This is a genomic window from Photobacterium aquae (genome assembly GCF_001029445.1).
In the GTDB taxonomy this organism is placed as follows: Bacteria; Pseudomonadota; Gammaproteobacteria; order Enterobacterales; family Vibrionaceae; genus Photobacterium; species Photobacterium aquae.
In genome coordinates this window covers 486402-498657 of sequence record NZ_LDOT01000002.1, presented here as the reverse complement: position 1 = coordinate 498657, position 12256 = coordinate 486402, and the positions used below count along the sequence as shown (strand labels likewise).

13 protein-coding genes and 1 riboswitch are annotated in these 12256 nt (G+C 48.9%); of the genes, 7 read left to right on the top strand and 6 right to left on the bottom strand.

The features are described 5' to 3' along the window. The first annotated feature begins 12 nt into the window (after positions 1-12). From ABT56_RS02855 to rnd, 3 genes are all read left to right on the top strand, one after another. Entirely contained in the window at positions 13-933 is a 921-nt protein-coding gene (locus ABT56_RS02855) for an alpha/beta fold hydrolase (protein ID WP_047877312.1), read from the top strand. A 96-nt stretch (positions 934-1029) separates the two neighbouring features. Then, positions 1030-2718 (top strand): long-chain-fatty-acid--CoA ligase FadD, encoded by a 1689-nt coding sequence (gene fadD, locus ABT56_RS02850; RefSeq protein WP_047877311.1) that lies wholly within the window; start codon positions 1030-1032, stop codon positions 2716-2718. Positions 2719-2779: 61 nt separating this feature from the next. Further along, complete coding sequence (rnd, locus tag ABT56_RS02845) at positions 2780-3907, top strand: ribonuclease D (RefSeq protein WP_047877520.1); 1128 nt, start codon at positions 2780-2782, stop codon at positions 3905-3907. A 62-nt stretch (positions 3908-3969) separates the two neighbouring features. On the opposite strand, the gene minE is transcribed toward rnd, so the two are convergent. Genes minE through minC form a run of 3 tightly spaced genes read right to left on the bottom strand, consistent with a single transcriptional unit; the run spans position 3970 to position 5747 of the window. Then, positions 3970-4233: a cell division topological specificity factor MinE gene (minE, locus tag ABT56_RS02840; protein WP_047877310.1), complete on the bottom strand. Its 264-nt coding sequence runs from the start codon at positions 4231-4233 to the stop codon at positions 3970-3972. 6 nt (positions 4234-4239) lie between these two features. After that, positions 4240-5052 (bottom strand): septum site-determining protein MinD, encoded by an 813-nt coding sequence (minD, locus tag ABT56_RS02835; protein ID WP_047877309.1) that lies wholly within the window; start codon positions 5050-5052, stop codon positions 4240-4242. A gap of 20 nt (positions 5053-5072) precedes the next feature. After that, on the bottom strand, positions 5073-5747 hold the full coding sequence (gene minC, locus ABT56_RS02830; RefSeq protein ID WP_047877308.1) for a septum site-determining protein MinC: 675 nt from the start codon (positions 5745-5747) through the stop codon (positions 5073-5075). A 232-nt stretch (positions 5748-5979) separates the two neighbouring features. On the opposite strand from minC, the gene ABT56_RS02825 reads away from it, so the two are divergent. Both ABT56_RS02825 and ABT56_RS02820 read left to right on the top strand, forming a co-directional pair. After that, on the top strand, positions 5980-6264 hold the full coding sequence (locus ABT56_RS02825; RefSeq protein WP_047877519.1) for a YcgL domain-containing protein: 285 nt from the start codon (positions 5980-5982) through the stop codon (positions 6262-6264). 3 nt (positions 6265-6267) lie between these two features. Continuing rightward, a complete protein-coding gene (locus ABT56_RS02820) occupies positions 6268-7239 on the top strand; it encodes a lytic murein transglycosylase (RefSeq protein ID WP_047877307.1) in 972 nt (323 codons plus the stop codon). A gap of 186 nt (positions 7240-7425) precedes the next feature. Here ABT56_RS02820 and ABT56_RS02815 read toward each other — a convergent pair whose 3' ends face one another. Beyond that, on the bottom strand, positions 7426-7824 hold the full coding sequence (locus ABT56_RS02815; protein ID WP_047877306.1) for an H-NS family histone-like protein: 399 nt from the start codon (positions 7822-7824) through the stop codon (positions 7426-7428). Positions 7825-8184: 360 nt separating this feature from the next. Next, positions 8185-8369: riboswitch (Lysine riboswitch) on the top strand. Between the two features lie 101 nt (positions 8370-8470). Between ABT56_RS02815 and ABT56_RS02810 the strand changes: the two genes are divergently transcribed. Both ABT56_RS02810 and ABT56_RS02805 read left to right on the top strand, forming a co-directional pair. After that, the gene (locus ABT56_RS02810) at positions 8471-10066 is read left to right on the top strand and encodes a Na+/H+ antiporter NhaC family protein (protein WP_047877305.1); all 1596 of its coding nucleotides are present in this window, start codon (positions 8471-8473) and stop codon (positions 10064-10066) included. Positions 10067-10216: 150 nt separating this feature from the next. Continuing rightward, on the top strand, positions 10217-10795 hold the full coding sequence (locus ABT56_RS02805) for a thymidine kinase (protein ID WP_047877304.1): 579 nt from the start codon (positions 10217-10219) through the stop codon (positions 10793-10795). Between the two features lie 73 nt (positions 10796-10868). Here ABT56_RS02805 and hisIE read toward each other — a convergent pair whose 3' ends face one another. Together hisIE and hisF are read right to left on the bottom strand one after the other, a co-directional pair. Beyond that, the gene (gene hisIE / locus ABT56_RS02800) at positions 10869-11486 is read right to left on the bottom strand and encodes a bifunctional phosphoribosyl-AMP cyclohydrolase/phosphoribosyl-ATP diphosphatase HisIE (RefSeq protein WP_047877303.1); all 618 of its coding nucleotides are present in this window, start codon (positions 11484-11486) and stop codon (positions 10869-10871) included. Continuing rightward, positions 11483-12256 (bottom strand): imidazole glycerol phosphate synthase subunit HisF, encoded by a 774-nt coding sequence (gene hisF / locus ABT56_RS02795; RefSeq protein ID WP_047877302.1) that lies wholly within the window; start codon positions 12254-12256, stop codon positions 11483-11485. The genes hisIE and hisF overlap by 4 nt, the downstream gene beginning before the upstream one ends.

The following is a 12256-nucleotide window of genomic DNA, read 5'->3' as shown; positions in this document are numbered from 1 at the left end:
AACGGAGGCACAATGTCACCGTTCACGCTAGGATTGGCGGGAGCATCCCTACATGGGTTGTGCTCATTTCCCCCAAGCTGGCTGACTGATGGCGGCGGGGCCCCACGAGGGCTCGATAAACCGGTTCTTTTGCTGCTGCATGGCTGGCAGGATAATGCCGCCAGTTTTACTCCGCTCTTTCCGTTACTGGTTGATGACTACTACCTTGTAGCACTGGATTGGCCTGGGCATGGTTTGTCCTCGCACCGGAGCTCGGACAACTATTACCATTTTGTTGACTATATCGATGATCTGGCACTGGTTGTTGACGCGCTGCCGAGCAACCGTGTGGTATTGCTCGGGCATTCATTGGGCGCATTGGTCTCAGTTTGCTATGCTGCGGCGTTTCCTGAGCGGGTGGATGGGGCTGTGCTGCTTGAAGGATTGGCTCCGTTATCTGAATCACCACAGAATGCGGTATTGAGGTTAAGGCAGGGGATCGAGAGCCGACAGCGCTTTCGCCTTCGGCAAGCAAGACTCCCTCGAACCATGCCCGACCTTGAGCTGGCTGTGCGGTTGCGTTGTCAGATCAATGGCCTGTCACCGGAGCAAGTGCGGCCGTTGGTTGAACGGGGTACATACAATGATGGGGGGCGTTGGTTCTGGCGTCATGATCCGCGTCTGCGTTGCGATTCTCTGTATCGAATGGGAGAGGAGCAGGCAGCGGCTTATGTCTTATCACTGTCATGCCCGGTTTTGTCTATTGTTGGGCAAAGTGGCTTTGCATCGTTGAAGGGGCAGTCTGGCCGCTTGCCGGATTGGCCGACGTTGATCCAGCATGAGGTGCCGGGCGGCCACCATTGCCATCTGGAAAGCCCTGAACGGGTGGCCGAGCAGATTATATTGTTTCGTTCGAATATGAAGAATTCGGTTTTTGAACCGAATGTAAGTTAATTGTTGACTGTGTGGTAATTGTTGTCGGCATGTCCTTGTGCCTGACCGTTGCCATGCAGTATTGGCCTTGCGCCATGATATATAAGGAGAGTGCAAGTGGATAAGGTTTGGCTTAACCGCTATCCGGAAGATGTACCGGCTGAGATCAACCCGGATCTCTATCCGTCTTTGGTTGAAATGTTTGAGCAGTCTGTTCAGAAGTATGCCGACCAAACGGCGTTCATCAATATGGGTCAGGTAATGACCTTCCGTAAGCTGGAAGAGCGTAGCCGTGCATTCGCCGCCTACCTGCAAAATGAGCTGAATCTGCAAAAGGGCGACCGTGTTGCCGTGATGATGCCGAATTTGTTGCAATATCCGATTGCGCTGTTTGGTATTTTGCGTGCTGGCTGTGTGGTGGTTAACGTCAATCCGCTGTACACGCCGCGCGAGCTTGAGCATCAGTTGAATGACTCCGGCGCCAAAGCGATTGTGATTGTCTCTAACTTTGCCCATACCCTTGAAACTGTTGTTAAGAACACCGGCGTCGAGCACGTTGTTCTGACCAGTCTGGGCGATCAGCTGTCTCGTCCGAAGGGCACTTTGGTGAACTTCGTGGTGAAATACATCAAGAAGATGGTGCCGAAATACAATCTTCCGCATGCCACCTCATTGCGAATGGCACTGCGCAAGGGCCGTCGCATGCAGTATGTGAAACCGTTCATGTCTGGCGATGACATGGCGTTCTTGCAGTATACGGGCGGAACAACCGGTGTAGCCAAAGGTGCCGTTCTTAGCCATCGCAACATGCTGGCTAACTTGATGCAGGCCAAAGGGGCTTATGGCCCTGTGCTGACCGAGGGGCGTGAAATGATCGTAACGGCATTGCCGCTATATCATGTCTTTGCCTTGACCGTAAACTGCCTGTTGTTTATCGAAATGGGCGGTCGCAACCTGCTGATCACCAACCCGCGCGATATCCCGACGTTTGTCAAAGAACTTCAGCGTTACCCATTCACCGCGATCACAGGGGTTAATACCCTGTTCAATGCCTTGGTGAACAACGAGGATTTCCACGAGATTGATTTTAGCAATCTCCGCCTTTCTGTTGGCGGTGGCATGGCGGTACAGCGTGCCGTGGCCGAAAAATGGAAGCAGATCACCGGTAACTACCTGCTGGAAGGCTACGGCTTGACCGAGTGTTCGCCGCTGGTGGCCGCTTACCCTTACGACTTGGTTGACTATAATGGCTCTATTGGCTTGCCAGTTCCATCGACCGAAGTTCGTATGGTTGATGATGAAGGCAACGTCCTAGGCAATGACCAGACTGGCGAACTACAGGTTCGTGGCCCTCAAGTGATGCGTGGTTACTGGCAGCGTCCGGAGGCAACCAAGGAAGTCCTGAATGACGAAGGCTGGTTGTCGACGGGTGATATTGTCCGCTTTGACGACGAGGGCTTCTTGCATATCGTCGATCGCAAGAAGGACATGATCTTGGTGTCGGGCTTCAATGTGTACCCGAACGAGATCGAAGATGTGGTTGCGTTGCACGACAAGGTACTGGAAGTGGCCGCGATTGGTGAGCCGCATGAAGTGTCTGGCGAAATTGTGAAGATTTGTGTGGTTAAACGCGATATCAGCTTGACTCGTGAGGACTTGCTGGAGCACTGCCGCGAACACCTGACAGGCTACAAGGTGCCTAAAATTATCGAGTTCCGCGAGGAACTGCCAAAGACCAATGTGGGTAAGATCCTTCGCAGAGCCTTGCGCGAGGAAGCTGACAAGACGTCGTCCGAGCAGGCCTAACGAACTGGAATTTGAATAACTAATGCCGGCAGTAAGCCGGCATTTTATTGGTGAGATAACCGTGAATTTTGAAATTATTACCAGCGCAGCGCGCTTGGAAACCGTTTGTGGCCAGGCTCGAAAGAAGCCGGTAGTGATGCTGGATACCGAATTTGTCCGTACCCGTACCTTGTATCCAAAATTGGGATTGGTACAGCTGTTTGATGGCGATAACCTCGCTCTGATTGACCCGCTGGCTATTGATGATCTTGAGCCGCTATGGGATTTGCTTCGCGATCAGTCGGTGGTGAAGGTGCTTCATGCTTGTGGTGAAGATCTTGAGGTGTTCCAGCATTATGCGGGCTGTCTGCCTGTGCCTATGGTTGATACTCAGATCATGGCGGCATTTTTAGGCTATGGCGTTTCGGCTGGATTTGGCACCTTGGTGAAGGATTTTCTTGGCGTAGAGCTCGACAAGGGCGAAGCGAGAACCAACTGGTTGGCTCGTCCGTTGACTGACAAGCAGCTTGATTATGCCGCAGCCGATGTATTTTACCTGCTGCCGCTTTACGAGGCTTTGTTGCCGCAGGTTGAAGCGCGTGGGTGGGCAGAGGCTCTTGAGCAGGAATGCGCCAGCCAGATGCTAAAGCGGATGAAGTCGGCTGATCCTGAGCGTGCTTATTTGGACGTGAAGAACGCCTGGATGCTCAATCCGAAGCAACTGGCTGTGCTGCAGCAGGCAGCAAAGTGGCGGATGCTTGAGGCGCGCAAGCGTGACTTGGCTTTGAACTTCGTCGTTAAGGAGCTGAATATTTGGAAGCTGGCTCGGTTGGGCATCAAGTCCAAAGCCGTTATGGAAAAAGAAGGCTTTGACAGCATGGAAATACAGCGCCATGGAAGCCGTTTGATCAAGATGGTGTTTGATGTCGAGGACATGGCTGCCGAACACTACCCGGAGAAGATCACCCGTTTGGTTGATCACCCGCGTTATAAGCAGACGGTCAAGGCACTCAAAGATGTTGTGGCGGAAGTACAGGAGCAAACAGGCCTGTTGCCAGAACTGTTGGCATCAAAAAAACAGATTAACCAGCTGATCAGTTGGGCATGGAACAAAGACCGTGCGGAAGCCCTTCGCCCGGAGATGCTCAAAAACTGGCGTCAACCGTTGTTCGAGGCAAAGGTACTGCCATTACTGGACAATAGCCAGTAACTGATGGATATGTCAGTTCGCCGTATCAGATAAACACAGCCCCGCAGAAGCGGGGCTTTGTTTTATTTGTCGTCATCGGGCAGGGTGACGTTTAACTCTAGTACCGAGAGATCTTCTTCTCGCTGGTCTAGGTTGACCGTAACCTGATCCGGGCTGATAGCAACATACTTTTGAATGACTTCCAGTATGTCTTGCTTCAGCTGAGGCAAATAGCTTGGTGCACCCTGATTGGCAGAGCGGCGTTCCGCAACAATAATTTGCAGCCGCTCTTTGGCAACACTGGCTGTCGTCGGTTTCTTGGGACGGAAAAACTCTAACAGTGCCATATTGTATTACCCTCCGAACAGTCGTTTAAGGAACCCTTTTTTCTCTTCTTCAAGAAAACGGAAAGGACGCTCCTCGCCAAGTAGGCGGGCGACCATATCTGCATAAGCCATACCAGCATCTGACTCTTTGTCGAAGATGACTGGCTCGCCTTTGTTGGAGGCGTTGAGTACGGCTTGGCTCTCAGGGATAACCCCTACTAGCGGTATGCGTAGGATCTCTTCTACATCGCCAACACTCAGCATTTCACCCAGTGTCACGCGGGCTGGGTTGTAGCGGGTAAGTAGAAGATGAGTCTTTACTGGATCCAAGGATTGTTCGGCCCGGCGTGACTTAGAATCAAGAATGCCAAGGATACGATCTGAGTCGCGTACAGAAGACACTTCCGGATTGGTTGTAACGATGGCTTCATCGGCAAAGTACAGTGCCATCAGGGCACCGGTTTCGATACCGGCTGGTGAGTCACAGATAATGAACTCGAAGTCCATTTCTTTTAGTTCATCAAGAATACGGCCGACCCCTTCTTTGTTCAGCGCTTCTTTATCTCGGGTTTGAGATGCAGGCAGAACATAGAGGTTGTCAACACGCTTATCTTTGATCATGGCCTGGTTCAGCGTAGCTTCACCATTGATCACGTTAACAAAATCATAAACGACACGGCGTTCACAACCCATGATTAAATCGAGGTTGCGCAAGCCGATATCAAAGTCAATTACAGCGGTCTTTTTGCCAAGAATGGCCAGGCCCGAAGCAATGGCTGCACTAGAGGTAGTCTTACCAACGCCACCTTTTCCTGAGGTAACAACGATAATACGTGCCATCATTAATTCCTTATTAAACGTTATAGAGCGAGAGGCTCTATGTTCAAATTACTGTCAGCGAGTGAGATAACGACTTGCTTACCCCAAAATTCGTCCTGAATATTGTCACTTAACCAGTAATTCCCAGCAATCGAGATTAGTTCTGGTTGTAGGTTATGGCAAAAAATTTTCGCATTGGGTTGCCCATTGGCCCCGGCAATCGCACGTCCGCGTAAGGTGCCATAGATATGGATGCAGCCATCAGCGATAATTTCTGCCCCTGCACTAATATGGCTCATGACAACAAGATCACAGTTCTTGGCATACACTTGTTGGCCTGAACGCACGGGATTGGTAATGATCCGCGTCGGTTCCATGGTAACGGTTTCTGCGGTTTCTGTCGCTTTGGTATGGCGTGCGGCATTCATAATTGCGAAGCCCGCCTCTTTGGCCTGTTCGCGCTGAATGTTGCCTTTGCAGCCACTAATACCGACAGGAATGACACCAGCTTGACGAATACGTTGATTTAATTCATTAAAATCGATATTTTCGCCAGCTTGGCTGACGTCAATGACAACCGGAGCTGCCGTGAAAAAATGAGGTGCCTGCTCAACTTTCTGTTTTAGGAAGTCGGCGGCTTTTTGGATGTCACCATCCACCAAGTGGAGGGCAGAGAGGGTAAAGGAGCCTCCCTTTAGTTCTGCTGTTTTTGTCATGAGGTATCAGGATGACTGTCGCTAAATTAGCCGGTTGGGTACGTTATCTCGAGATACCTAGCATGTTATATTCCAAACCGTATATCAGCAAGCTATCCTTGCCCTAAGGTTGCAAATTCGGAGCCGTATCTCATCGTGTTTTGCGAGTTTGGAAGCGGGAATAGGGCTGGCTGGGAATGATTGATGGATTCTGCGGTCATAATAGATAATTATCGTAAAGGTTATGCAAAGCATGTTGTGTGCAATTTATAGAAGTCCGAAAAAAGACAGTACCTACTTATATATCAGTAAGAAGGATGACTTTTCGTCTGTGCCGGATGCGTTGATGTCGACATTTGGAACCCCGCAGTTCGTGATGGTGATTAAGCTAGACGAAAGACGGAAACTGGCACAAGCGGATATAGAGAAAGTAAGAGCAGCATTGGTTGCGCCGGGTTATTACTTGCAAGTACCGCCGCCGGTACCGAACTTGCTTGAGATGTACAAGGCTGACAAGGCTGCCAAAAGCCAAGGGTAAATTATGCAAAAGCGATTGGTATCGGCCTTAGTGGCCTTAGGATTAGGACTGACATCTGTTGCTTCGGCGGCAGATACTGAATTTGATCAATATGTTGAAGGGCTAAAAGCCGAAGCCCGGGAAAATGGAATTTCAGAACCAATCCTCAATACGGCTTTTGATGGCATTGAGTTTGTAGAGCGCGCAGTCAAGGCGGATAAAAATCAGCCGGAGAAAAAATTAACGCTCGATGAATATATTCCTCGTGCAGTACCGGCTTGGAAAGTGAAGCAGGCTCGCGATTTATACCAGAAGCATAAAAGTGTGCTTGATGACATCGGAAAGAAATACGGTGTGCAGCCACGTTTTATTGTTGCTTTGTGGGGTGTGGAAAGTAATTTCGGACGCTTAACCGGAAATTATAATGTGATTGAAGCATTATCAACGATGGCTTATGAAGGCCGCCGGGAAGCATTTTTCCGCAAGCAGGTAATGGCAGCCTTGGAAATATTGGATGCCGGCCATATCGAACCACAAGAGATGAAAGGCTCATGGGCGGGGGCAATGGGACAACCACAGTTCATGCCAACCTCTTTTCTGACCTATGCCGTTGATGGTAATAGCGATGATAAGATTGATATTTGGAAAACCCAAGCCGATGTATTTGCTTCTGCAGCTAATTATCTTCATCAGGAAGGATGGAACGATCAATATACCTGGGGCCGACAGGTTAAATTGCCTGAGAACATTGATAGTGCCCTTATGGGAATCGATAAAGATAAAGGACGTTCTCTTGCCGAATGGGAATCGCTAGGTGTTCGTCGTTTAAATGGAACGGATTTGCCGAAGGTAGATATAAAAGCCTGGCTTATTCAACCAGATGATAGACATGGTAGAGCATATTTGGTGTATGGTAATTACCAAGTACTGCTCCATTGGAATCGCTCACACTATTTTGCTTTAGCGGTAAGTCACTTGGCTGATAGTATTCGTTAGAGCTCAAACAAAAAAAGCCAGCATTGATGTCTGGCTTTTTACTCAATATGGATAAGTTTTTGCTATATATATCTATTCGCTATCCCTTTAACGTATTGGCTTTTTAATTCAAAGGTTTAGAAATAGATTTTAAATAGTGCAAATAAAAAACCCGACCATGTGTCGGGTTTTTAATAAATTAGTCGATTATTTGATTTCGAACTCTTCTAGAGATTTACCTTCATCAAGTGCTTTTTTAAGTGCACTTGGTGTACGGCCTTGGCCAGTCCAAGTTTTCTCTTCACCGTTTTCATCAATAAAGCGGTATTTAGCAGGACGCTGAGCGCGTTTTGCTTTTGGTGCTTTAGATAGTGTTGCTAGAAGTTCTTCTGGGTCAATACCGTCAGCAAGTAGCATTTCACGATATTGAGCCAACTTTTCATTGCGCTCTTCTTCTTTAGCGCGAACTTCTTGTTCTTGCTCTGCGCGTTCTTCAACAACGGTAGTTAGTTTTTCTAGCGCTTCTTGTAGTTGTTCAAGAGTATATTCACGAGATAGTGCGCGAAGACTACGAAGATTCGTTAGCACTTTCATTAGATCAGACATGTTGTTATTTCCTGTTGGCTAAATACTGTAAAAAAAGAATAGCAGTAATAATTCTATAATTGCAATATTAATACTTTGAACTTGATAAGCCAAATAGAAATTTAATACTTCAATTAAAAAAATGATTATTAATAGGGGATAACTCTCATTAGTAATATTCTGTTGCTAATTGTAAACCCCACTTAATTGTTATCAAGATCCCAAAGAAGCGGTGCTACATGTTGCTTATCGCATGGTTGTGATTGAACTGGTGTGATGTTTTTTTAATCGCTACTGCAAAACTATTCACCAATATTGTTAAATCTTTCACGCTTCGTTGTTGCAATTGGATTTCCATTCCGTATTATTGACTTTACCTAGACCATAGGTAGAGGAGCATTGTCTAATAGTAGTTAGCCTTAGGGTGATACCAAAGAGGGATAACGAAAGGAGCCAGTGCCGAAGTGAGTTTTGGGTTATCAAGCCAGCTTGCTGGGGTTGTCGCCGAATAGGGGCAACACTGCCATAGTATATAATGACATTAACTATGGAGCGCTACTGTGGAGTCGGACGAGGGTATAGCCCTCCCTTCCTTATACTCTTTACGCATGACATGACGTTGTGTTTCGCAGTAGGTCTCCAACCAGGAACGGTTGTAGTAGAGATCATGAATATAGTAGATTTTTCCCATTCGGTAGTATCGATTATTCCCCCTCTGGTTGCGTTGGGGTTGGCAATATTAACTCGCCATGTCCTATTTTCTCTTGGGGTAGGCATTGTGTTAGGTGCCTTACTGTTAAGCGATTTTGCTCCATTACAGGCCGCATCGTATATAGGTACAACGGTAAAAGGGTTGTTTATCGATGATGGCAGCATTAATAGCTGGAATATGAGCATTGTTGCCTTTCTTATTTTATTGGGTATGACAACGGCGTTGTTGACGCTGTCAGGCGGTACCCGTGCTTTTGCCGAGTGGGCACAAACCAAGATAAAAACAAAACGGGGGGCAAAGCTACTCGCAGCATTCTTGGGCGTCTTCATTTTTGTCGACGATTATTTCAATAGTCTTGCCGTGGGGTCGATTTCTCGCCCTGTTACTGACCGTTTTTACGTATCCCGCGCAAAATTGGCGTATATTCTTGACTCTACCGCTGCACCGATGTGTGTATTGATGCCAGCTTCAAGCTGGGGGGCTTATATTATTACCTTGATTGGTGGAATATTAGTGTCTCACGGTGTGACAGAGTACACCCCGTTAGGTGCGTTCCTTCAGTTGGCCCCAATGAACTTCTATGCCGTTTTTGCCCTGTTAATGGTTTTTGTGGTGGCATGGTTTCAATTGGATATTGGCCCAATGAAGAAGCACGAACTAGAGGCGAGTCATTGCCGTGGCTTCGATGAAGGGGATGCGGATAAGCGCGCCAAGGATTTAAATGAAGAGTTGGAAATTGTCGAAAGCGCTAATGGTAAAGTTTCCGATTTGGTGATGCCAATTATTGCTCTGATTATCGCCACCTTCTTCTTTATGATTTATACCGGTAGCCAAGCACTTTCCGCCGATGATTTGCCGTTTACCTTATTGGGAGCATTTGAAAATACCGATGTGGGGATGTCATTGGTATATGGTGGACTTATTGGTCTGGTCTCTGCCTTAATTCCTATTTTTCGCCAGCGTATCGCAATGGGGGATGTGGTCTCAACAATGTGGATTGGGGCTAAGTCGATGTTTGGTGCAATATTGATCCTACTCTTTGCGTGGAGTATCGGTAGCGTGATCGGTGATATGGCAACAGGCAAATATTTGTCGACCTTGGTTGAAGGCAGCCTAGATCCGATGTTGTTGCCCGCTATTTTATTTTTGCTCGCTGGCGTGATGGCGTTTGCGACGGGTACATCGTGGGGGACGTTTGGTATTATGTTGCCAATCGCTGGGGATTTGGCGGCGGCAACAGATATTATGTTGATGCTGCCAATGCTTGGCGCGGTATTGGCTGGTTCCGTATTTGGTGACCACTGCTCGCCGATATCCGATACCACGATTTTGTCCTCGACCGGTGCCCGGTGTCACCATATCGACCACGTTTCCACCCAGTTGCCTTATGCGCTGTCAATTGCTTTGGTATCGACCATAGGTTTTCTTGTACTGGGTGCGACGGACTCATTGGCGGTCGCTTTCTTGGCCGCGACGGTTGCCTTTATCATCATGTGTAGCGTGTTGTATTGGATATCCCGGAGATCTTCTGATTTAACAGCCAAAGCATAATTGGACATACCAACGACAAAGAGTCTGTATTTGCGATACAGACTCTTTTTTATGCCTGTGATTTTGAGACGGCGGCTTTTAATCTTGGGGGGATTTCTGTAGCATCACGGCAGTTTTTTTGACTCAACCTACTTCGACTAGGAAAGCTTAATGGCCCAGATGTATTTCTATTACTCGGCAATGAATGCGGGTAAATCGACCACCTTGTTGCAGTCATCGTTTAATTACCGCGAGCGCGGCATGACACCGGTGATTTTTACTGCAGCAATTGATGATCGTTTTGGCAAGGGCAAAGTAAGCTCTCGGATCGGTTTGGAAGAAGAAGCCGAATTATTTGGCGATAGTGACGATTTGTATGTTCGCCTACAGAGTATGGCTGCAGATGGCAAGATTGACTGCGTATTGATTGACGAATGCCAGTTCTTGACCAAGACTCAGGTTTACCAGCTAACGGAAGTGGTTGATAAGCTTGATATTCCAGTATTGTGTTACGGGCTGCGTTCCGATTTCCGTGGTGAGCTTTTCGAAGGGAGTCAGTATCTGTTGGCTTGGGCTGATAAATTGGTCGAGCTAAAGACAATCTGCCACTGTGGCCGCAAGGCGAATATGGTGATCCGTCAAGATGAGACCGGCCGTGCTATTGCTGATGGCGATCAGGTTGAGATCGGCGGTAACGATCGTTATGTCTCCGTTTGTCGTACTCACTACAAAGATGCGCTGGGCCGTTAATGGCAGTGTAAGCGCCCTGTGAAGATGATTGACAGCCCGGCCATTTGGCCGGGCTGTTTTGTTTCGCGATTGTCTAGCGATGGCGGGATTGTAGCTTGGCCGTGACATCGGCGAGTGACAATCCCTGATCTTGCAGCAATACCAGCAAGTGGTAGATCAAATCGGCAGATTCGCTAACTAGCTCCGCCTTATCACCTGACGTTGCCGCCAGCGCGACTTCAACGCCTTCTTCGCCAACCTTCTGCGAAATCCGCTTGGTGCCACGAGCGTAGAGGCTTGCGGTATAGGACGAGTCGGGATCGGCTTCTTTCCGGCTAGCGAGGAGCTGTTCAAGTTGATGAAGGAAAACCAACGCGGGCTGAGCGGCGGCTGTGTCGCCGTGGTCGAAACAGGTTTCGGTACCGAGGTGGCAGGTTGGCCCTGCCGGCGTCACCGTGACCAGCAGGGTATCCTGGTCACAGTCAAGGCTGATGCTTTCAAGCGCAAGGACATTGCCAGAGGTTTCCCCTTTGGTCCAGAGGCGGTTTTTGGTTCGAGACCAGAAGGTAACCTGCTTGGTTTCGAGTGTTTGGCTCAGAGCTTGTTCGTTCATATAGCCGAGCATCAGGACTTGGCCGCTGGTGTTGTCCTGAATGATGGCCGGCACTAATCCGCCGACTTTTTCCCAATTGATCTGGCTGGCAAGGCTCATAGTCGGATCTCCACGTCTTGTTGTTTCAGGTAGTGTTTCAGTTCGCCGATATTGATAATTTGCTTGTGGAACACCGAAGCCGCCAGTGCCCCGTCGACATTGGCTTGATTGAAGGCGTCGGCAAAGTGGGACATTTCGCCGGCACCGCCAGAGGCGATGAGTGGTACATGGCAGACGGCCCGCACCATATTGAGCTGGTCGAGGTCATAGCCGTTGCGAACGCCGTCTTGGTTCATCATATTGAGAACGATTTCCCCTGCGCCCCGGCGCTGAACTTCCTTGACCCAGTCGCAGGTTTCCCAGCGGGTGGCCTGAGTGCGCTTTTCATCGCCGGTAAACTGGTAGACCTGATATTTTCCGGTTTGCGAATCGAAGTAGGAGTCGATACCGACGACGATACACTGTACCCCGAATTTGTCGGCTAACAGGGTGATCAGGCTTGGGTCGGCCAGTGCTGGTGAGTTGATGGAGACCTTGTCGGCTCCGTACTGGAGGATCCGGCTGGCATCGTCGGCAGAGCGGATCCCGCCGGCAACACAGAACGGAATATCAATCACCTCTGCGACGCGGGCGACCCAGCTTTTGTCGACCACCCGGCCGTCACTTGAGGCGGTGATATCATAAAAGACCAGTTCATCTGCGCCTTCTTCGGCATAGCGTTTGGCCAGCGGGACAATATCACCGATGATTTCGTGATTGCGAAACTGTACCCCTTTGACAACCTGACCGTCACGGACGTCAAGGCAGGGGATGATGCGTTTGGCGAGCAT

Bases quoted from the DNA above. Each gene is read 5' to 3' on its own strand.
- ABT56_RS02855 (WP_047877312.1), top strand. From the start codon at position 13: ATGTCACCGTTCACGCTAGGATTGGCGGGAGCATCCCTACATGGGTTG.
- minE (WP_047877310.1), bottom strand. From the start codon at position 4,233: ATGGCACTGTTAGAGTTTTTCCGTCCCAAGAAACCGACGACAGCCAGT.
- minD (WP_047877309.1), bottom strand. From the start codon at position 5,052: ATGGCACGTATTATCGTTGTTACCTCAGGAAAAGGTGGCGTTGGTAAG.
- minC (WP_047877308.1), bottom strand. From the start codon at position 5,747: ATGACAAAAACAGCAGAACTAAAGGGAGGCTCCTTTACCCTCTCTGCC.
- ABT56_RS02825 (WP_047877519.1), top strand. From the start codon at position 5,980: ATGTTGTGTGCAATTTATAGAAGTCCGAAAAAAGACAGTACCTACTTA.
- ABT56_RS02820 (WP_047877307.1), top strand. From the start codon at position 6,268: ATGCAAAAGCGATTGGTATCGGCCTTAGTGGCCTTAGGATTAGGACTG.
- ABT56_RS02815 (WP_047877306.1), bottom strand. From the start codon at position 7,824: ATGTCTGATCTAATGAAAGTGCTAACGAATCTTCGTAGTCTTCGCGCA.
- ABT56_RS02810 (WP_047877305.1), top strand. From the start codon at position 8,471: ATGAATATAGTAGATTTTTCCCATTCGGTAGTATCGATTATTCCCCCT.
- ABT56_RS02805 (WP_047877304.1), top strand. From the start codon at position 10,217: ATGGCCCAGATGTATTTCTATTACTCGGCAATGAATGCGGGTAAATCG.
- hisIE (WP_047877303.1), bottom strand. From the start codon at position 11,486: ATGAGCCTTGCCAGCCAGATCAATTGGGAAAAAGTCGGCGGATTAGTG.
- hisF (WP_047877302.1), bottom strand. From the start codon at position 12,256: ATGCTCGCCAAACGCATCATCCCCTGCCTTGACGTCCGTGACGGTCAG.